Origin of the sequence: Hymenobacter sp. DG01, from assembly GCF_006352025.1 — a bacterium.
Lineage (GTDB): Bacteria > Bacteroidota > Bacteroidia > Cytophagales > Hymenobacteraceae > Hymenobacter.
Genome location: NZ_CP040936.1, coordinates 825,460 through 846,463 on the forward strand (window position 1 = coordinate 825,460; position 21,004 = coordinate 846,463).

Annotated in this window: 16 protein-coding genes; 2 read left to right on the forward strand and 14 right to left on the reverse strand. The window is 59.3% G+C overall.

Going from position 1 to position 21,004, the window contains the following annotated elements:
- Positions 1-294: 294 nt before the first annotated feature.
- Genes FGZ14_RS03465 through FGZ14_RS03475 form a run of 3 tightly spaced genes read right to left on the reverse strand, consistent with a single transcriptional unit; the run spans position 295 to position 2,155 of the window.
- Positions 295-777 (reverse strand): SMI1/KNR4 family protein, encoded by a 483-nt coding sequence (locus FGZ14_RS03465; RefSeq protein WP_139921251.1) that lies wholly within the window; start codon positions 775-777, stop codon positions 295-297.
- A gap of 42 nt (positions 778-819) precedes the next feature.
- Positions 820-1,764, reverse strand: coding sequence for a zinc-dependent peptidase (locus tag FGZ14_RS03470; RefSeq protein WP_139921253.1), 945 nt, complete (start codon positions 1,762-1,764; stop codon positions 820-822).
- 58 nt (positions 1,765-1,822) lie between these two features.
- Positions 1,823-2,155 (reverse strand): low molecular weight protein tyrosine phosphatase family protein, encoded by a 333-nt coding sequence (locus tag FGZ14_RS03475; protein ID WP_139921255.1) that lies wholly within the window; start codon positions 2,153-2,155, stop codon positions 1,823-1,825.
- Positions 2,156-2,680: 525 nt separating this feature from the next.
- On the opposite strand from FGZ14_RS03475, the gene bglX reads away from it, so the two are divergent.
- Both bglX and FGZ14_RS03485 read left to right on the forward strand, forming a co-directional pair.
- Positions 2,681-5,005: a beta-glucosidase BglX gene (gene bglX, locus FGZ14_RS03480; protein ID WP_139921256.1), complete on the forward strand. Its 2,325-nt coding sequence runs from the start codon at positions 2,681-2,683 to the stop codon at positions 5,003-5,005.
- Between the two features lie 339 nt (positions 5,006-5,344).
- On the forward strand, positions 5,345-7,543 hold the full coding sequence (locus FGZ14_RS03485) for a glycoside hydrolase family 97 protein (protein ID WP_139921258.1): 2,199 nt from the start codon (positions 5,345-5,347) through the stop codon (positions 7,541-7,543).
- Positions 7,544-7,698: 155 nt separating this feature from the next.
- Here FGZ14_RS03485 and FGZ14_RS03490 read toward each other — a convergent pair whose 3' ends face one another.
- The 11 genes from FGZ14_RS03490 to FGZ14_RS03540 form a co-directional block, all read right to left on the reverse strand.
- Positions 7,699-8,109, reverse strand: a complete 411-nt coding sequence (locus FGZ14_RS03490) for a carboxypeptidase-like regulatory domain-containing protein (protein ID WP_139921260.1) — start codon at positions 8,107-8,109, stop codon at positions 7,699-7,701.
- A gap of 424 nt (positions 8,110-8,533) precedes the next feature.
- Positions 8,534-9,010 (reverse strand): hypothetical protein, encoded by a 477-nt coding sequence (locus tag FGZ14_RS03495; RefSeq protein ID WP_139921262.1) that lies wholly within the window; start codon positions 9,008-9,010, stop codon positions 8,534-8,536.
- Positions 9,011-9,019: 9 nt separating this feature from the next.
- Positions 9,020-10,048: a hypothetical protein gene (locus tag FGZ14_RS21890; RefSeq protein WP_139921265.1), complete on the reverse strand. Its 1,029-nt coding sequence runs from the start codon at positions 10,046-10,048 to the stop codon at positions 9,020-9,022.
- Positions 10,049-10,540: 492 nt separating this feature from the next.
- Entirely contained in the window at positions 10,541-12,004 is a 1,464-nt protein-coding gene (locus FGZ14_RS03505) for a glycoside hydrolase family 30 beta sandwich domain-containing protein (RefSeq protein WP_139921267.1), read from the reverse strand.
- A gap of 82 nt (positions 12,005-12,086) precedes the next feature.
- A complete protein-coding gene (locus FGZ14_RS03510; protein ID WP_139921269.1) occupies positions 12,087-13,556 on the reverse strand; it encodes a glycoside hydrolase family 30 beta sandwich domain-containing protein in 1,470 nt (489 codons plus the stop codon).
- A gap of 62 nt (positions 13,557-13,618) precedes the next feature.
- Complete coding sequence (locus FGZ14_RS03515) at positions 13,619-15,052, reverse strand: glycoside hydrolase family 30 beta sandwich domain-containing protein (RefSeq protein ID WP_139921271.1); 1,434 nt, start codon at positions 15,050-15,052, stop codon at positions 13,619-13,621.
- 488 nt (positions 15,053-15,540) lie between these two features.
- The gene (locus FGZ14_RS03520) at positions 15,541-16,935 is read right to left on the reverse strand and encodes a DEAD/DEAH box helicase (protein WP_139921273.1); all 1,395 of its coding nucleotides are present in this window, start codon (positions 16,933-16,935) and stop codon (positions 15,541-15,543) included.
- Between the two features lie 106 nt (positions 16,936-17,041).
- Positions 17,042-17,959 carry an AraC family transcriptional regulator gene (locus tag FGZ14_RS03525; protein WP_139921275.1) on the reverse strand — a complete coding sequence of 306 codons (918 nt, stop codon included), beginning with the start codon at positions 17,957-17,959 and terminating at the stop codon, positions 17,042-17,044.
- 92 nt (positions 17,960-18,051) lie between these two features.
- Positions 18,052-19,047 (reverse strand): aldo/keto reductase, encoded by a 996-nt coding sequence (locus tag FGZ14_RS03530; RefSeq protein ID WP_139921277.1) that lies wholly within the window; start codon positions 19,045-19,047, stop codon positions 18,052-18,054.
- Positions 19,048-19,212: 165 nt separating this feature from the next.
- The gene (locus tag FGZ14_RS03535) at positions 19,213-19,716 is read right to left on the reverse strand and encodes a phosphoheptose isomerase (protein ID WP_139921279.1); all 504 of its coding nucleotides are present in this window, start codon (positions 19,714-19,716) and stop codon (positions 19,213-19,215) included.
- A gap of 439 nt (positions 19,717-20,155) precedes the next feature.
- A complete protein-coding gene (locus tag FGZ14_RS03540) occupies positions 20,156-20,968 on the reverse strand; it encodes a DUF1080 domain-containing protein (protein ID WP_257883332.1) in 813 nt (270 codons plus the stop codon).
- Positions 20,969-21,004: the final 36 nt, after the last annotated feature.

The window sequence follows — 21,004 nt, forward strand, 5'->3', positions numbered from 1 at the left end:
GCCTGCCGGTTTACCAGACAAGCCTCCAGCTCCTGGCGGTAAACTTGATTGAAAGTGGCTAACTCGCTATTGGGCCATTCGGAGCCATTTAGCGTAACATGCCCTCCCCACTTCTGGCGGGAAACCAACCTTCTGAACGGTTCCGATATGGAGACGGGGTAGGGAGCTCCGAACGGCGTGGGCGCGAGCTGGCCGCCTGCGGTGGCCGCAAGTCACAAGGCTTACCTGATTGGCTGGTGGGCAGACGCCTGGCCTGCGGCTAGGGCCGGGGCCTTGTCCGGCGTGTGAGGAAGCCTAATGGTTGTAGGTGTCCAGTAGAACTAAGCCGCTCATAAAATCATCAAAATTTGCCGCTACCTCTAGTTCCTGCTCCATTTCCGTGTCAATCCAGAGAATACGCGGGGTAGAGCCGGCTCGGTAATCCAGCGTAATCCACCAATGTCCGTCGCCGGTCAGCAGCACCTGCTTCTCGGGTAACTCCCATTCTGCGGTCAGGTACGGCGTATCCAGCAGGTTTTGCGCGGTCTGGATAGAAGTATCCGGCACGATGCCAAACAGCTCTGTCAGCGGCACATGATCATCGGCCCAGGAGGTAGGTTGCAACATGGGGAAGGCAAAACCGGCCGTGTAGCCCCCATTCTGCACGCGCAGCAGCTCCACCAAAAGCGGCGGAAGCTTTACTTGTAGCGTAGCCTCGGCCGCCTCCAGCATCGCATCCGTCAGGGGCGGATGCTGGTAGTAATTGTCGGCCCAGAAAGTGCTCTTGTCAATAGCCATGCGAACAGAAATAGGTTGGTAATGGGTCGCGGGGTAGAGCCTTTACGCAGCTGCCGGCTCCTGTTGCAGCAAGTGGCAATCCTTGTACTTCTTGCCGCTGCCGCAGGGGCAGGGCGAGTTGCGACCAAACTTGCGGCTGCGCAGGCTCCGGATCCACTCGCGTGGGTCCACGCTGAAGCGCAGGAAGCGTTTTTTGGGGTTCTGGCGTAAGGCCCGGCTCAGCAGCTGGTACAGCTCGGGGTGGTGCTCCTGCAGCTTCTCGGGCTTCTCGAAAAAGTACTCGGTTACCACGGCAAAAAACTCGGCCTCATTAGTGCCTGCGTAGTCGTTGATTTCTGAGTTGCCGGCCCTGATGGCCGCAATTTCGCGCTGCATCACGGCCTCCCACTCTGGGCGCAGCTCCGGGGGTAGGGCCAGAGCCGGCACCCCATCAATTACGCCATCGGCCTCATCCAGCAAGTGGGCAAACTCATGAATGCCTACGTTCTGCTTATCCATGGCATCCTGGAAGCCCTGCTCCAGAGAGGCTTTCGAAAGGCGCATGTAGTGAGAGGTCTGAAAGCCCTGCACGCTTCCCAGCAGGGTGCCCTCCAGGCCCACGAATTCCTTGTTCGGGTCGCGCTGCTGGGTCCAGGCGTCGGGCACTACCAGCACTTCGCTCAGGTTGGCGTACTCCCAATCGGGGAAGCCGAATACTGGGATAATGGCGGAGGCGGCCACCAGCACCCGGGTGGTATCGTCGATGTCGGTTTGGATACCCGTCACGCGGGTCTGGGCCAGAAACACCTGCACTTTCTTCTCGAAGCGCAGCTTGTCGCCGGGCGTGAGCGAGAGGTAGAACGCCACGCGCGCGGCCAGAATCTGCCGCCACTCAGTCGGAAACTCCGCAGTGGCTGCCGCCTGCTTCAGGCGCGACTCGCGGGTGATGTAGCGGTAGAAGAAAAAGGCCACCACGGCTACCAGGGCGGCAAATAGTAGGTATTGCATGAGGCGCTAAACGCGCCGGCGGCCGGGAGGTTGTGTGGCGGGTGAGGGGGTAGGCGGGTTACAGCACTTCGGGCCCCAGATGCTCGCGCAGCCGCTCCCGGAGCAAATCCAGCAGAATGTGGTCCATGAACTGAAATTTATCGGGAATGCGCAGGTTAATGATGCGCTTGCCGGTCAGCTCTTCCCCGAACTTCTGCTGCAGCAGCTCGGTGTGTTTGCGCTCCATCACCAGTACTACATCGGCCCAGCCCAGGTGCCCGGCCGTAACGCGTACCCGCGCGCCCGGCTCCGTGCCGGCCGAGCGGGCTTGGTAGTGCGCATGGTGGTCGAACAGACGCTCGGCCGTGAGGCTGCGCCAGCGGTTCTGGCTACAGATGAAGAGCAGGTGCATGCGGATGCAGAGTGGAAGCAGGAAAAAAGAGCGAACAGCTAAGGTAAGTGCCTGCTGTAAGAGCAGCCAATTACCAAAAAAATATCGGGGCTGGTCAGTGCGGCAGACGAAGGGTTGTCAGGGCTTTTACATCACAAGCAAACACGGCTTGCGGCAGCTGGCAGGGGTAGGTAATTTTCTGTAAAGCAGGAAATTGGGGTTAGCGGTGTGAGGCTACCCCGCCTGGCACCGGGCCGGGCCCGACACCTACGTCACACATGGGCCGGAAGGTAGCCTCTGAAGGCGCTGGTTGCCTGCCAGGCAGTGCTGGCGGGTAAGGCGGTGCGGCCTTTTGCGGGCGGGGCAGATTTGGTAGTATTGCGCATGCGGCGCGGCCAATTCCGGCCGGCAGAGCCCCGTGGCGCGGCTCCTGATTTTCGCGGATTCCGGTGGTCGCCAGGCGGTAGTTTTCGGCCGGAAGGCCATCTGCTGCCCTGCTTCCCCGCACCTTCTATTGCTTCTCAATAACTTCCCTTCCATTCCCACATGAAACGAGTTTTTCGTACCGCTTTGCTTATGTCGCTGGGGCTGCTTGCCCCGCAGCTGCAGGCTCAGAAACCAGTTGCCACCACGACTACCCGCGCTGCGGCCGCCGACGAGGACAAGATGAACAAGTTCATCTCGGACCTGATGCAGAAGATGACCCTGGAGGAAAAAATCGGCCAGCTGAACCTGATTACCGTGGGCTTCGACGTGACCGGCCCGGTAGTGAGCAAGGACGTGGACGCCAACATCCGCAAGGGCAACGTGGGCGCCGTACTGAATACGTTTACCCCGGTAGCCGCCCGCAAGCTCCAGGAAATGGCCGTGAAGGAGTCGCGCCTGCACATTCCGCTCATCTTTGGCTACGATGTCATCCACGGCCACCGCACCATTTTCCCGATTGCGCTGGGTCTGGCTTCGAGCTGGGATTTGACCGCCATTGAGCGCAGTGCCCGCATTGCCGCTGAAGAAGCCTCGGCCGATGGTTTGAACTGGGTGTACTCGCCTATGGTGGACATTGCCCGCGACCCACGCTGGGGCCGCATCAGTGAGGGCTCGGGCGAGGACCCCTACCTGGGCTCCCAGATTGCCCGCGTGATGGTGCGCGGCTATCAGGGCGACGACCTCTCGAAGAACAACACCGTCATGGCCTGCCTGAAGCACTTTGCCCTGTACGGTGCTGCCGAAGCCGGACGCGACTACAACACCACCGACATGAGCCTGGTGCGCATGTACAACGAGTTCCTGCCGCCCTACAAAGCCGCCCTCGACGCGGGCGCGGGTTCGGTTATGTCTTCGTTCAACGACATCAACGGCGTGCCGGCCACCGGCAACAAGTGGCTGATGACCGACCTGCTGCGCAACCAGTGGGGCTTCAAAGGTTTTGTGGCGACCGACTATACGGCCATTAATGAAATGACCGCTCACGGCATGGGCGACGACGCCCAGGTATCGGCCCTGGCCCTGAACGCCGGCATCGACCAGGACATGGTAGGCGAGATATTCCTGCGCAACCTGGCCCAGAACCTCAAGGACGGCACCGTGAAGCAGGAGCAGATTGATGTGGCCTGCCGCCGTATTCTGGAAGCCAAGTGGAAGCTGGGCCTGTTCAAGGACCCCTACCTCTACACCAACGAGAAGCGCGCCAAGGCTACGATGATGAAGAAGGAGTTCATTGCCGATGCCCGCTACATTGCTCGCAAGAGCATGGTGCTCCTCAAAAACAGCAACTACGCCCTGCCCCTCAAAAAGCAGGGAAGCATTGCCCTGGTGGGCCCGCTGGCTACCCGGCAGCGCGACATGATTGGCTCTTGGAGCGGGGCCGGCGACTGGAAACAGGCCGTGTCCCTGGAGCAAGGCATCCGGAACGTGGCTGGCTCGGGCGTGAAGATCGTAACGGCCCAGGGCGCCAACTTCACCGACGACCAGCAGATGATTGACCGCCTCAACGCCCACGGCGGCGAGTTGAACGTGGACAAGCGCAGCTCGGAGGAAATGATCCGCGAAGCGGTGCAGGTAGCCCAGGGCGCCGACGTAATTGTGGCCGCCGTAGGTGAAAGCCAGGGCATGACCGGCGAGGCCGCCAGCCGCGCCGACATTGGCCTGCCCGGCCAGCAACTGGAGCTGCTGAAGGCCCTCAAGAAAACCGGCAAGCCGTTGGTAATCGTGCTCATGAGCGGCCGCCCCATGACGTTGCCCTGGGAAGATAAAAACGCCGATGCCATTCTGGAAACCTGGTTTGCAGGCTCCCAGGCCGGCAACGCCATTGCCGATGTGCTGTTCGGGGCCTACAACCCCTCGGGCAAGCTCACGGCCACCTTCCCCCAACACGTCGGTCAGATTCCGCTCTACTACAACCACAAAATGACCGGCCGGCCCTACCAGGGCGTGGCGCTGGACAAGTACAAGTCGCGCTACATGGACGTGAGCAACGACCCGCTCTACCCCTTCGGGTACGGCCTGAGCTACACCACCTTCGAGTACGGCAAGCCCGAGTTGAGCACCACCACGCTGCCCATGAACGGCACGCTGGACGTGAAAGTGACCGTGCGCAACACCGGCAACTACGACGGCGAGGAGGTAGCCCAGCTTTACATCCGCGACATGGTAGGCTCCATTTCGCGGCCGGTAAAGGAGCTGAAAGGCTTCCAGAAAGTGATGCTCAAGAAGGGCGAGAGCCGCACGCTCACCTTCCGCCTCACGCCCGAAGACCTGAAGTTCTATAACGCCAACCTGCAGTTCGTGGCTGAGCCGGGCGACTTCCAGGTGTTCGTGGGTGGCAACTCCCGCGACGTGCAGACGGCCGCCTTCAATCTGGCTGCTCAGTAGTGTAAGCAACACCTGCGCCTTGTGTGGGACGAGCGCGCGGGGGCTTCCGGAAGCTAACCTGCTGATAGGGGAGTAGGCTAGCACTCCGGAAGCCATTTTCAACAACAGCGCGAAGTTTCCTGGCGGGAGGCTTCGCGCTGTTGTTTTCAGCCTTGCCCGCCCCGGTTGGAAGCCGGAGGCGTTGGATCGGAGGGAGGCGCCGCATTTAGTCAATAGCGCACGGAAAGCTGACAACCCCGACGTAGCAGGTTGCCCGGAAGAGCTTCAACTTGCTGCTGCGTATCTTCCCCGAGCTTTCTTGCCCGGCAAGACACGCCGAACTCTCTTTTCTTTCCCACCATGCTGATTGACCGCATTAGCCGGCCGGCTTCCCTCCGGGAGCAGCTCCTGGCTCAGGCACTACCCCCCGCGTTGCCTTCAACCCTCCGCCGCTTCCGCCGTGGCGCGCTGCTGCTCTGCGGCCTGCTGCTGTGGAATGTAGCTGAGGCCGAGGATATTCAGTCGCCGAACAAGCAGTTTACGCTCAGCGTGAACGTGCAGGAGGGCGGCGTGCCTACCTACAGCCTCACCTACAAAGGCCGGCCCGTGCTGAAAACCAGCAAGCTGGGCCTCGACCTCAAAAACACGACCGCCCTGACCAGCGGCTTCACCCAAACCAGCGCCGAGCGCCGCACCTTCGACGAAACCTGGCAGCCGGTGTGGGGCGAAAGCAAGAACATCCGCAACCACTACAACGAGCTGGCCGTGACCCTCACCCAGGCGCAAACCAACCGCGTCATGCGGGTGCGCTTCCGGGTGTTCGATGATGGCCTGGGCTTCCGGTACGAGTTTCCCCAGCAGAAAGGACTCGACTACTTCACCATTAAGGAGGAGCGCACGCAGTTTGCCCTGGCCGGCGACCACAAGGCCTTCTGGCTGCCCGGCGACTACGACACTCAGGAGTACAGCACCGTTACCTCCAAGCTCTCGGAGGTGCGCGGGCTGATGAAGGCGGCTACTACCCCCAACGCCTCCCAAACTCCTTTTTCGGCTACCGGCGTGCAAACGCCCCTGATGCTCAAGAGCCAGGACGGGCTCTACATCAACATTCACGAGGCGGCCCTGATCGACTACTCGGCCATGCACCTGGAGCTGGACGACAAGAACATGGTGCTGGAAAGCCACCTCACGCCCGATGCGGTAGGAGACAAGGGCCTGCTCCAGACCCCGGCCAACTCGCCCTGGCGCACCGTAATCGTGAGCGACAAAGCCGGCGACATTCTGCTCTCTAAGCTGGTGCTGAACCTCAACGAGCCCACCAAGTTCAAGGACGTATCCTGGATTAAGCCCGTGAAGTACGTGGGCGTGTGGTGGGAGATGATTACGGGCAAGAGCACCTGGTCGTACACCAACCTGGAGAACATCAAGCTCGACTCGGTGGACTACCGCAAGGTGAAGCCCAACGGCACCCACGCCGCCAACACGGCCCACGTGAAGGAGTACATCGACTTTGCGGCCAAGCACGGGCTGGATGCCGTGCTGGTGGAAGGCTGGAACACCGGCTGGGAAGACTGGTTTGGCAAGCACAAGGACTACGTGTTCGACTTCGTGACGCCCTACCCCGATTTCGACGTGGCGGAGTTGCAGCGCTACGCGGCCAGCAAAAACGTGCGCATGATGATGCACCACGAAACCTCGGGCTCAGTGCGCAATTACGAGCGGCACCTCGACTCGGCCTTTCAGTTCATGAACAAGTACGGCTACAACGCCGTGAAAACCGGCTACGTGGGCGACATCGTGCCCCTGGGCCACAAGCACTACGACCAGTGGATGATTAACCACTACAACTACGTGCTGGAAAAGGCGGCCAAGTATAAAATCATGGTGAACGGCCACGAAGCCGTGCGCCCCACCGGCCTCTCGCGCACCTACCCCAACCTGATTGGCAATGAGGCCGCCCGCGGCACCGAGTATGAGTCGTTTGGGGGCAACAACGCCGACCACACCACCATTCTGCCCTTTACCCGCCTCATTGGCGGCCCCATGGACTACACGCCGGGCATCTTCCAGACCCGCATCAGCACCTTCAACCCGCAGAACAACTCCTTCGTGCACAGCACCCTGGCCCGGCAGCTGGCCCTGTACGTGACGATGTACTCGCCCCTGCAGATGGCGGCCGACATGATTGAGCACTACAACCAGCACCTCGACGCCTTCCAGTTCATCAAAGACGTAGCCGTTGACTGGGACGATACGAAAGTGCTGGAGGCCGAGCCCGGCGACTACATCACCTACGCCCGTAAAGCCAAGGGCAGCCCCAACTGGTTTATCGGGAGCACCTGCGACGAGCGGGGCCGCACCTCCAAAATCGACCTGAGCTTCCTGGAGCCCGGCAAGAAGTATGTGGCCACCATCTACGCAGACAAGAAGGACGCCCACTACGAGAACAACCCGCAGGCCTACCAGATCCGCAAGCAGAACGTGACCAGCAAAACCAAGCTGAGCCAGTACTGCGCCCCCGGCGGCGGCTACGCCATCAGCGTAATGGAGGCCAAGTAGTCGTCCGCCCCGGTCCGACAAACAAAGGGCCCGCTTTACTGCAATAAAGCAGGGCCTTTGTTGATGGTTGTCATTCTGACTAATAAGAGAAAACTAAGTTAATCCATCAGCAGGACTATTTTTAAGGCGACCAACTGATGCCTCGGCCATTGACATTATCTATTTTTAGGCATTTTATGTATTATCGGTTGACCGATAGGAAACTGAAAATCCAACCGAATTGAATCGCCTTTACTCAATTTAATTTTTTCAGTGACTACATCATCGAAACCAACGCTTCGTGCTCGAATAGTATATGTTCCTAGTTTACCTTGCCAACTATAATTTCCTGTTCTATCAGCTGTTACTGTCGCACGACCTATTTTTATGACGCCTATTGCTAAAGGAATAAGATTAGTTTCTCCCACTATTATACCTTGGATAAGAGGAGGAGATGTTAAATTTTTTCGTTTCAGCTTTACTATCTTATAATGAGATGACTCATTATGCCGGCTATCTTGTTGAAGACGGAGAGAGCTGCCAATGCAGCCTGCCAGAGCGAGTGCAATAAAAGAGGATACTGTCATAAGTGGTGTTTCAGCTTGTTGTTGTTTAGCACCCGGAAGGATTATGGACTGGCGGCTCTTGTTGATGTCGTAGTGTTTGCGCTGGGGCTGACGGTGACCCAGAACGTGACCAACATCGCCGTGGCTTACCGGGATTCCTTACGCCAGGAGCGTTGGCAGCATGATTAGCTATGACTGGCTACTTGCAACTAAATAAGGCTAATCCAAATCTGACGCCTAAGATGTTTCGCCAGCCTAGTAATTGATTGTTCCCAATTGCCTACACATAAGAAGGAATATCGGCAGATAGCCGATATTCCTTCTTATGTGTAGGCAATTGGGATGAAGAAATAATATACTTACATGTGCACAACGGTTTTCAATCGATGCTGTTGGGCAGTGCGAAGCGCGGCTAATAGGGTAGCTAGCATATTCATACGTCGCGTTAATCGATGATGAGCTCGGCTGCACTATTAGCCGTTGGCAGTTGGATGCGTATTATGTAGCCGTAAAGAGTAGAATGGCGCAGCCACACGACAACGGGCGGAGCTGGGGCAGGGCGCAAGTTGAACTCGCCGAGGCACTTGCTCCGTGTACGTATTTCCTGATTATTGATTAAATAAGAAGGGCGTACGCGTTCAGCTGCCAACCGTCCAAAGTAGTAACTTGGTTGTTCGTAATAATTGGCACTAGACGTTTGAAAACTGATGTTGAGCTCGCCGCTGTCTAGCTCTACTATTCCCACTTTCTCAAACGTTTCATCTGGGCTCAAGGAAAAATCAAGTAGGTCCACTGCTTGAGCCGAATGTGTGAAATGCGGTACGGCGTGCAGATCGGTACCGACCAGTGTGCCACGGGCAATAATAGAGGCCAGCAGTGCGTTTTTCTTTAATAGAAGCAAAAAGTAGGGTAGCGAATCCATAGCGTAAAACTAGTTGCAGTTACCTCCACCAGTCAGACTGTGGGCATATGCAGCCACAGGTGTGTTGGGGTAGTTGGGCGTGCGAGTGATGCGACCCCCATAAGGCCTAAGCTTGGCTGCCATTTTGTTGTAGAAAGCCGTGTTGATGGTTGCAGCAATGTCTGGCGGATATGAGTTCCCGTACTGCTGTTCTAATTCTTCTTCTACTTCGTCCTTTGCGTTTGCACAAATCGTAGCTGCTTCACCAGGTGTGTAACGTGGAGGCATTTCGAAGTAAAGATTGCCTTTATAAATACCTATTCCAGCGCCAAAACTGCCGTCGGGATTGTTGTAGCGGAATAGTATGTCAACCTCCATATTGCGCACGCCACAGGCCATATAGCCACTAGGTCCAACAGCACGAAATTGCCACGAGTTGCAATCAGAGCGCAAATCTGGTTCGGGCGTGTTGGGGCTGACCGGCCGGAAATCATAAGTGTACTCATCACCGCTACCATTGTCGCCTGGGTCATCCCCAGGATCGTCCCCAGTATCCACACATGCCTGATAAGGGTAGGAGACCTGAAGCTCATATTGCGTCTCATATCCACATTCCAAGGTGTAGCCATACGGAGGCTCACAATAATCTTGACCTGTGGTGCCGATTACACGAACGTCATGATACGTGTAAGGTGGAGGGCAAGATAGGTACCATGAGCAGTCATAAAACGTAGTACAATATGCGCTGGCTCGGGCTGCGGCTCCGCTTGCTGGCTTATTGCTCTGGGGCGGTTGCCATTTTCCATTCCTATAGGTGCTGTGGGTTACTTCACCAGTTTCCAGCACTTGCGTAAGCACATCTCCCGTAAAAGTGGACAGGAATTTCGCCGCGCTAACCTCAGTTATAGACGACTGTAACCTTCCTTTCGGTAGGGTATAAAAATAAGATCGTACACTGGCAAGCCACTGGTTATTTACTTGCTCAAATCGTAGGTAGCGCCGTTTGCCCTCCATTTTGAGTATGTGGGGCTCCACCGTTTGCCGCAGTTCTAAAGGCACATATATGTAGGAACCAGATCCGGGCCGTTTCCTTTCGATTGCCTGTTCCCAGAGCGGTGTCCAGGTCCACACAGTGGTACCTGCTCCAGGGGCCAACCGTTGCACCAGTTGCCGGCTGTATTGCTTCTATGAATACAGCTGCTGTAGAAGTCGGGTATCTACGGGCTTTAAACTAATCGTCTGGTTTTGGCCGGCAGGGGCTGGCTCCTGCTGGTCTTTCGTGCAGCTACTTAGTAGTGTGAATAGCCACCCTAAGCTATAGATGGCAAGTCGCGTCAGTTGTTTCATATAAAGTAAGAATTGGTGGAAAAGCATTCTTACCGGGTTCCAATAAGCCGAAGTAGCTTATAAAACAGTGTCTGGATGACGCCGCTGGAACCAGATTCACAAAAGATGCAATAGGGATAGAGGAGGAGGGCCGAAGATGTCCTTCGGATAATGGGACGCAACAAAGTAACTTCTTGGCATACCCAAGAGTAGATTGAAAATTGCTTAGTTGATTACCAGCGTCATGATGGAGCGGGGGCGGCTGGTGGCCTGGGCGGCCTGGCCCTTGATCCAGAGCTGGAAGGGCTGCTCCTGGTCGGTTTGGTTCATGACGACCACGGCCACTTTGCCATCGGGATTCAGGAAGGCCGTGGTTTGCAGCACGTCGCGGCTGGAGGCGGTGGCGATGCGCCGGGCGCCGGGGCGGATGAACTTGCTGAAGTGCCCGATGTAGTAGTAGGCGTTGGTATAAATCAGCTGGCCGCTGCGGGTGTCGCCGATGACGGGGGCGTAGCAGAAGTTGCCCACGTGGTTGGGCCCGCCGGTTTCGTCGAGCAAAATGTTCCAGTCGGTCCAGGCCACGGTGCCGGCGTTGAAGTCGTTGATCATGGAGTTGCCGTACCGCTCGCCCAGCTTCCAGTCCTGCACGTTGCCCAGCTGGAAGTCCTCCACGCAGCCTTCCGTGAAGATGAGGTGCTTGTCGGGGTAGGTTTCGTGCACGCGGCGCAGGTTGTCGAATTGCATAGCGCTGCCGGTCCAGGTTTCGTACCAGTGGTAGCCCAGTCCCCAGAAGTATTTGCTGGCTTCGGGGTCATCGAAGAGGGTAGCGGCCCGCTGGAACATCAGGTCGCGGTTATGGTCCCAGCCGATGAGTTTCTTATCCTTAAGCCCGCTTTTGTGCAGGGTAGGCCCGAGGTAGTTTTTCACGAAGTCGCGCTCCTCCTCGGCTGTAAAAATGCACGACTCCCACCGCTGCTTGGCCATGGGCTCGTTCTGCACCGTGAGGCCCCAGATGGGAATGCCTGCCTTCTCGTAGGCCTTAATGAACTTGACGTAGTAGTTGGCCCAGCTCTGGCGGAACTCGGGCAGCAGCTTGCCGCCCTGCAGCATGTTTTTGGTGTCCTTCATCCAGGCTGGCGGACTCCAGGGACTTACGTAGAACGTGAGCTTGCCGCCCGCCGCGGCCGTGGCCTGCTTAATGAACGGCATCTTGTACTTCTCGTCGTGCCTGATATCAAAGCTCTTCAGGTCCTTGTCACCATCCTGCACGTAGGTGTAGATGTCGCTGGAGAAGTCGCAGCTGTTGATGTTGGTACGGCCCAGGGTATAGCCGATGCCCTGAGTGGGGCTGAAGTAAGCCTGCAGAAACTCCTGCTGCCGGGCTTTGGGCAGCTTGGCAAAGGTTTCGGCCGAGGCGTCGGTGAGAGCCGCGCCTATGCCCAGCATAGTCTGGAACGTATGGGTAGGGTCCACGAACACCGTAGGCTGGGTTTCCAGGGGCTGACCAACCTCCTTAAAGCTAAGTTTGTCGGTGGCCGAAAGGCGCAGGTCGGTTTGGTTAGCGGTGGTGTACACCTGCACCTGACGGCCGGCCGCTGAGTAGGCTTTGGGTGAGGGTGCGGATTTCTGAGCGAAAGCGGCCGTACTCAACCCGGAGGCCAGCAGCACGGCTAAAACAGTTTTTTGCATATAGGAAGCGGAGATGTACAAGTGAGAACCACGCGGGACAGGCCGGTTTGAGCTACCCCCGGCTACCCGTCGTGGCCGGCCCTTACCAGACGTACGTCCCGACGGCTCCTCCGTCGAGCCGGGTAGTAACTATCTGGCCGCGGTACCGGATGTCGAACGTTTGGGACGCGCCCGTATTAAGCACGATGAGCACTTTCTGGCCGGAAGGGGTTTTGAAGGCCACATTCGGCAGGGTGCCGGGCAGGTTGGTGGCAATGCGCACCGAGCCCGGCCGCGCGAACTTAGCCGCGTGGGCCACTGTGTAGTAGGCCGAGTTGCGCGTGACGGTGTTGCCGCTAATGGTAAGGGCGCCCAGGCAGGTACTGCACCCACCGGTGGTGTGCGGACCGTAGTTCTGGTCGGCGGCCAGGTTCCACTCCAGCACGTTGCGGCTCCAGTTGCGGGTAGCCCCGATGATGAGGTTGTCCAGGTGCCAGCTCAGGTCGGCGGCGAAGTTGCCGGGGCCGCCGGTCCACTGCTCCGTGAAATACACGTGCTTGTTGGGGTAGGCGTTATGCACCTGGCTCATAGTCGAAATAGAGCCCCCGTAGAGGTGAAAGGCCGAGCCATCGACGTACTGCCGGGCCTCGGGGTCCAGCAGAATGCTCAGGGGGTAGTCGGGCCGGTCGAGGTTGTGGTCGTAGAGAATGATTTTGGTGCTCAGGCCCGCCGCCCGCAGCGCCGGACCCACATGGTCGCGGATGAAGGTAGCCTGCTCGGAGGCCGTCATCAACATGCTGGGGTTGTTGCCCCCGTGCAGGGGCTCGTTCTGCAGCGTAATGGCATCCAGCCGGATGCCCTCGGCCTGCATGGCCCGCAGGTACTGCACAAAATACTGGGCGTACACGGCATAGTACTCGGGCCGCAGCGAGCCGCCAATGTAGCTGCCGTTGGTTTTCATCCAGGGCGGGGCCGTCCAGGGCGAGCCCAGCAGCTTGAGGCTGGGGTTGATAGCCAGAATTTCCTTGAGCACCGGAATGAGATGCTGCTGGTCGGGGGCCAGGCTGAAGCGGGCCAGGGTGAGGTCGGTCTGGCCGGCGGGCAGGTCGTTGTAGGTGAAGGGGCGCTCATCCAAATCCGATGCCCCGATGCTGATGCGCAGGTAGCTGGTTCCGATGTGGCCCTCATCGGTGGCAAACAGCTCTTTCAGCAGGGCAGCGCGGTTGGAGGCGCTCATCTGGTTGAGCAGCTGGGCACTGCCCCCCGTCAGGGAGTAGCCAAAGCCGTCTATGGTCTGGTAAGTGCGGGTAGTGTCCACGTCAATAGTGGGGTTGTCGCTCGTGCCGGCCTTGAAGTTCAGGGTTACTGCCTGCTTGCTGAACAGGGCCGTTTTATCCGGCGTGGTAAGCCACAGCGCTACCTGCGAGGGCCCGGTCGTAGTAGGTGGGGGCGGTGCCGTAGGGGGCTGGGGGGTAGGGTCGGAGCCGGCGTTGCCGCCGCAGCCTGTCAGGAGCAGGGCACCACCCAGCAGGGCCGCGGCAACGCCCGGGTAAATGTGCGTGAGTAGTTGCATACAATAATAAACTGACGGAGCCAGCGGCCCGCCACGCCCGGCGCGCACGGCTACTGGGTGCCTTACCATACGTAGGTGCCGGCAGCGCCCGGAGCGAGGGTGGAGGCCAAGTGTTTAGTCTGGTAGCGTAGGCTGAAGGACTGGGGAGACGCGGTGTTGTTCTGCACCAGCACTACCTGCTGCCCGGCCGGGGTTTTAAAAGCCACGTTGGGCAGCGTTTCGGAATCAGTGGAGGCAATGCGCACCGAGCCCGGCCGCACGAACTTGCTGGCGTGAGCAATGATGTAGTAGGCATCTTCGCGCCGAACGGTGTTGCCGTCCAGGGTGAGGGCCCCGCGGCACTCGGTGCAGCCGCCCGGCGTATGTGGGTTTTGCTGCGGGTCGGCGGCCAGGTTCCACTCCAGCACGGTGCGGGCCCAGTTGCGGGTAGCCCCAATCATCAGGGTGCGGATGTGCCAGGGGAAATTGTCCTCAAACCTGCTTTTCGAGCCCACCCACTGCTCCGTGAAATACACGTGCTTGTCAGGGTGAGCGTCGTGCACCTGGCTCAGGGCCTCAATGGGGCCGGCGTAGAGGTGAAAGGCCGAGCCATCGACGTATTTCCTGGCCTCGGGGTCCTGGAGAATGGTGAGGGGGTAGTCGGGTCGGTCGGCGTTGTGGTCGTACACGATGATTTTCGTGTCGATTTTCTCCTGCCGGAACGTGGGGCCCAGGTGGCGCTTCACAAACTCGGCCTGCTGCTCGGGGAGCATGAGCAGACTGGGGTTGTTGCCGGGGTGAAGGGGCTCGTTCTGCACCGTAATGGCATCCAGCCGGATGCCTTCCGCCTTCATTCCCTGGATGTACTTCACGAAATAGCGGGCGTAGGCATCATAGAACTCCGGCTTCAGGGAGCCGCCCTTCGACTCCCCGTTGGTTTTCATCCAGACGGGTGGCGACCAGGGCGAGCCCAGTAGTTTAATGCGCGGGTTGATGGCCAGAATTTCCTTGAGCACCGGAATCAGGTGCTGGCGGTCGGGGGCCAGGCTGAAGCGGGCCAGGGTGGGGTCGGTTTGTCCGGTGGGCAGGTCGTCGTAGCTGAACACGCGGGCGTCCAGGTCGGAGGCCCCAATGCTCAGGCGCAGGTAGCTGACCCCGATGTTGTTTCCATCCGTGGCGAACAGCTCGCGCAGAATGGCCTGGCGCGCCGTCGGGCTCATAGCGTGCAGGAGCTCGGCGCTGCCGCCCGTGAGGCAATAGCCAAACCCATCCATGGTCTGGAAGGTCTGCTTCTCATCGATTTCAATCACGGGCGTGCCAGCCGCCGGGGTGGCCGTGTTCCAGCGCAAGGCCGTTTGGGGCTGAAACAGTACGGATTTATCTGGGTTGGTCAGCCAGAAGGCGGCCGTTCCTTTAGCGGGAATGGCGCCCGTTTGGGGCATACGCTGGCAGCCAGCGCCTACCCCCAGCGCAAGCAGGAAGGCCAGGGTGCGGGCGGCATGAGGAAGGGTAAACATGCGGGGCAACAGGGAGAGGAAGGACAGATGCCGGGCTGCCGGATATTTTGGTCCGCAGGATGGCCAAGGGATTGGGAAGGTGCACGGGGGTAGGGGCGGGCGTAGGGCGGAGCCAAAGCCACAGGGCCGGAAACTGGTGGCCTACCGCGCCTCAGAAAAGCGGCATCAGCCAAATATATTGGCCTTCCGGTGGAGAATACAAGCCGGAAAAACTGCGTTTCCGTCGCCTACTGGGGGCCTTATACACTTACTACACACGCCTCCGGTTGGCTTTTTTGGTGGGTTAGGGCCTGAAAGAAGGCGCAGGTGGCCCAGCCTCGCCGGATAAGAAACAATAAAGCCAGGGGTACTTTTTCGCAACTGTTTCCAGGCAGCAGCTCTGATTTATCCCCAGCGGGTCGGCACCACAGGAGCAAAAACAAACCGGGGGCGCAGCAACAGCTGCGCCCCCGGTGGGCAATCTGGAATAAGAGGTGCTGAGGCAGGGGCTATTCCACCACCGATACCCGCACTTTTTTGCCTTTCACTTTGGCTCCGGCCAGGCGCTCGGCCACTTCTTTGGCCTGCTGGCGCGGCACGGCCACGTAGCTGTAGTAGTCGAACACCTCGATGCGGCCCACTTCCTCGCGGGCTACCCCGCCTACGTTCACAAAGGCCCCCACCAAATCATGGGCGCTAACCTTGTCTTTCTTACCGGCCGAAACGTGCAGAGTCACGTTTTCGGGGCGGGGCGCTTTGGGCGCGGCCGGGGGCAGCTTGGGCGCGTGCATGGCTTTCCACTGAATGGAAGCTGCTACCGGCCACTTTTTCACGTGGGCCTGCTCCTTGTCGGTTACCAGAATGTGAGCCGTACCCTCGGCGCCGGCGCGGGCCGTGCGGCCAGCCCGGTGCTGGAAGGCATCGGCCTTGTCGGGGGCATCGTACTGCACCACCGTATCAAGCTGGGTTACGTCGATGCCACGGGCGGCTACGTCGGTGGCTACCAGCACCTGGCTGGAGCCGTTGCGCAGCTTCAGCAGGGCTTTGTCGCGCTCGGGCTGGGGCATTTTGCCGTGCAGCACCTCGGCTGCTACCCCCCGGCCCACCAGAAACCGCGTCAGCTCCATGCACCGCTCCCGGGTGTTGCAGAAGATGAGGGCGCGGCCGGTTTCGGGCTGATGCAGCAGGTGGAGCAGAGCAGCGGGCTTCTTTTCTACAGTGCCCACATGGCCCAGCAGAGTCAAGTTTTCGGGCAGCTCATCGGTGTCCTCACCGGCATTCACCACGCGGGGGCGGGTCAGGTTTTTCCGGATCAGCTCCACTACCTTATCCGACATGGTAGCCGAGAACAGCAGGGTCTGGCGGCGGCGGGGCAGGCGCTTTACAATTTCCACCAACTCATCCTGAAAGCCCAATTCCAGCAGCTTGTCGGCCTCGTCCAGAATCAGGGTTTTCAGCTGGTTCGGGATGATGCTGCGGCGCTCAAAGTGGTCGAGCAGACGGCCCGGCGTGGCCACCACAATGTGCGGGGCCTGGGTCAGGGAGGCCGTTTCCTCGCGGAAGGCGTGGCCGCCGTAGAAGGCTGCTACCCGCAGGTTGGGCATAAACTTGCCCAGCTTCTTGAGGGCGTCGCGCACCTGCAGGGCCAGCTCGCGGGCGGGCACCAGCACAATCACCTGCACGGCGTCCAGCTTCAGGTCCAGCTGCTGCAGCACCGAGAGGCCGTAGGCGGCCGTTTTGCCCGAGCCCGTGGGGGCCTGTCCGGCCACGTCCTGCCCGGCCAGGGCCATGGGCACTACCTGCTCCTGCACGGGGGTAGGGGCCTGGAATTGCAGTTCTTCCAGGGCTTGCAGCAGCTCAGGGGTAAGGCCCAGGTCGGCGAAGGTGAGGGTAGTCGAAGTCATAAGCGGGTTGTTCGTCCCGCAAAGGTAGCCGGATTTGGGCTGGAAACAGGGGTAGCAAATTCAAGCCTGGTTACGCGTCCTACCCCATTTTGCGCCCCAAAGCCTTCTACTGCGCCGAAAAACGGTAAGCGGCGGGCGTTTGGCCGGTTTTGCTTTTGAACAGGCGGGTGAAGTACTGCGGGTACTCGAAGCCCAGCTGAAAGGCGGTTTCGTTGATGGAGAGGGAGGTAGTGAGCAGCAGGCGTTTGGCTTTTTCGATGAGGTGATGATGAATGTGCTGCTGGGTGTTCTGGCCGGTGAGGGTGCGCAGCATGTCGCTGAGGTAGGCCGGCGAGACATGGAGCGCATCGGCGAAGTACTGCACCGAGGGCAGACTCTGCTCGGTTTCCTGGGCAAAGTACCCGGTCAGCAACTCCTCGAAGCGGGTAAGCAAATCGTGCTCAGCCGTGCGGCGCGTCAGAAACTGGCGGTGGTAGAAGCGGTTGGCGTAGCTCAGCAGCACCTCGAGCTGGGAAACCAACACATCCTGGCTAAAGGCATCAATGGGCAGCTCGTATTCGGCGCGGATGCCTTGCAGCAGGTTTTCCAGCAGTCCTTGTTCTTTGGCTGAAAGGTGCAACGCCTCGTTGGCCTGGTAGGAGAAAAAGCCAAGACTACCGATTTTCTTCCCTAGCGGATACTTCAGCAGCAAGTCGGGGTGAAAGACCAGCATCAAACCTTCTATCTGCGACACGTCCAGCGTTTCGTCGGCCGCAAACACCTGCCCCGGCCCTAAAAAGAAAAGCACGCCCTCACTGAAATCGTACGACTGCCGGCCGTAGTAGATGGTGCCACCCTTCAGCCCGCGTTTCAGGGCCACGGTGTAGAGCTGCTGCACTACGGGCGTAGTTACGCGCGGCAGGCAACGGGCGTACTCCAGGTCGATGACGGTAAGCAGCGGGTGGGCCGGCGCCGGCAGCCCGTAGAAGCGGGCATAGTCGGTTACGGTGTTCAGCACCTGAAATTCACTGGTGGGATGTTTCATGGGAAAGTGAGCTTAAGGATGCGCTATTCCTACCCCGGCCGAAAGCGTAAAGCCTGCGCGGCTTCGCGGTTTCGGCCGGGGTAGGCACTTGCTTACAGCCCAGGGGGGTAGGCGGCCCCCGCGGCACTGCCAACCGGCATGATGGCATCAAGCTCAGCCAGCTCCTGCACCGACAAGGTAAGGCTGGCCGCCGCTACGTTCTGCTCCAGGTGCTTGCGGCGCTTGGTGCCCGGAATGGCCACTACCCCCTGCGTGAGCACCCAGGCCAGGGCCAGCTGGGCGGTTGTCACGCCTTTGGTTTGGGCCAGCGCCTGCAGTTTTTCTACCAAGGCAATGTTCTTATAGAAGTTCTCGCCCTGGTAACGCGGGAAAATGCGGCGCGAATCATTGGGCTCGAAATCGTCCGGGGTCTTGATTTCGCCCGACAGAAAGCCCCGGCCCAGGGGCGAGTAGGCCACGAAGCCAATGCCCATTTCCCGAGTGGCCTGGAGAATGCCTTCTTCCTCTACGTGCCGGTCGAAGAGGGAGTACTCGGTTTGCAGGGCCGTGATGGGGTGCACGGCGTGGCCCCGGCGCAGTACCTCCGCCGATACCTCCGAGAGGCCCAGGTAGCGCACTTTGCCTTCTTCTACCAGCCGGCTCATGGCTCCCACGGTTTCCTCCACGGGCACGTTGGGGTCCACGCGGTGCAGGTAGTACAGGTCCACGTAGTCGGTGCCGAGGTTGCGCAGGGAGCGTTCAATGGATTTGCGCACGTAGGCGGGCTGGCCGTTGTAGCCGCCGGTCCAGTTTTCCTGGTCGTCCACTTCAAAGCCGAATTTAGTGGCCAGGGTGAATTGGTGGCGCCGGCCGGCAATGGCCCGGCCCACCAGCCGCTCGTTCAGCATGGGGCCATATAAGTCGGCGGTGTCCAGCAGGGTTACGCCCAATTCCAGGGCCCGGTCAAGGGTAGCTAGGCTTTCGGCTTCATCAGCCTCGCCGTACACGCTCATGCCACTTACGCCGGCCGTCATACCCATGCAGCCCAGGCCCTCTACTGATACGTGCAGGCCCTGGCTGCCCAGGGCTACTTGTTTGATGGTGCTCATATTCTGTTTGTGAAGTAAGTAGGTGAATGGATTACCACACAAAGGTCTGGCCGCCGCCAGGGGTAGGAGCTATACAAACCGAGGCTTCTGCAACACAAAACGCCGCACAAAAAAGCCGCCCACCCGGCAGGGGTAGGCAGCCTTGGTGGGTAGGGCAGCAGCTAGTTAGCGGCCGAAGTCGTCCTGCACGCGCACGATGTCGTCCTCGTCAGAGGGCTCATCGGCGTTGGTGTGCTGCCAGATTTCGGCTACGGTTCCCCAGCCCTCCAGGCCAATGAGGCGGTGCCGCTCGCCCTGCTGCAAAGTAATCTGCTCGCCGGGGCTGTACTTTTTCAGTTCGCCTTCCTCGTTGGTGTAGCTGGTGATAATGCCCACAGTGCCGCTCACCACGCGCCAGATTTCGGCCCGGCGGTGGTGGTACTGCCACGACAGGCGTTGGTGCGGCGCCACCAGCAGCACCTTGGGGCTCAGCTTGCCCGCGATGCGTAGGCTATCCACCGAAAGACCATCGAAATAGGTGTCAGCAAACGGCTGGGCCTGGTTTTCGTCAATCACGAAGAAACCGCCCCAGGGGCGCGTCTGGTCCTGGCGCTCAATGCCAAAGCCCTGCTGCCGGAGCTGCTGCTCAACTTGCTGAAATATCTCTGGTTTGGTCGATTCTGAACGCATAGGCAGGGAAAACAAGTCAAAAATAAACCCAGAAAGGCCGGGGAAGCCCGTCTCAAACTCACTCGTACCGACAACGAGCCCAGCAAAGCACTACAAGCTACCATAACCCGGTTGAGGCCGGAAAGCTAGAAAAGAACACGTAATTCCCTCAAGAAGACGGAGCGTACGCCTTGGCCGCAGTGCCGAAAGCTGAGTTTGGGGCTCAAGATAAGAGCGTTTCAAAACAGCTGGCGAAATATTTTGCTTTTGACAAGATTAAGTTGGCTTGAATAAAGCAGGCGAAGGGGATGTTCAGGCCGTAAGCTGCCCTGCAGTGCCCACCACCGCGCCAGCCAGCAGGCAGTTCAACCCAGCGCAAACAGATATTCGACGCTGCCGAATATCTGCTTGCGCTGGGTTGGCAAGAATGAAGGGGTTAGGGCGTTAACTAGCAGGCAGGCTATAACTTACGCACCCAGATGTTGCGGAAGCTGATGGGCGCGCTGGGGTCGCCGTGGGCCTGCAGCTTGATAGGCGAGGGGCCGTGGGCCTGCTGGTAGCTGGGCTTGCCAATGTACTGGGTAGGGCCGGCCAGTACCGTGTTGTTCTGCACTACTACCCCGTTAAACCACACCGTCACGCGGGCCGGCGCTTGCAGAGAGCCATCGGCCTTGAACACGGGCGCGGTCCAGAGCACGTCGTACGATTGCCACTCGCCGGGCTTGCGGGCGGGGTTAGCCAGCGGGATGTGCTGCTTATAAATGCTGCCCGCCATGCCATTTACGTAGGTTTTGTTCTGGTAGGAGTCCAGAATCTGCAGCTCGTAGCCCAGGTCGCCCTTGCCGATGGAGGCCAGAAACACGCCGCTGTTGCCGCGGGACTGTCCCGTTTCGCGCATGCCCGCTGGAATGCGCCACTCCAGGTGCAGCTGGTAATTGGTGAAAGTCTGCCGGGTTTCGATGTTGCCCGCTTTTTTGTCCACGGTCAGCAGGCCGCCCGCCACCTGCCACTTGGCCGGCGCGGTGCGGTTTTCGGTGCTCACCCACGGGCTGAGGTCCTGGCCGTTGAAGAGCACCACGGCATCGGAAGGCGGAGGGGCCAGGTTGGGGCTGGCCGTTACGGTTTTCGGGACGGGCTCCCATACTTCCGTGTCTTCCGGTTTGCCGGTTTGCTGGGCCTGGGCCATCATCGAAAAGCTGAGAAATAATCCGGAAACAAGTAGAGCGGCCTTCATGGTAGGCAAGGGGGTAGGGAATAAAAGAAAGGTTGTCATGCCGAGTAGGAGCGAGGAATCAGGAGTAATCCACAC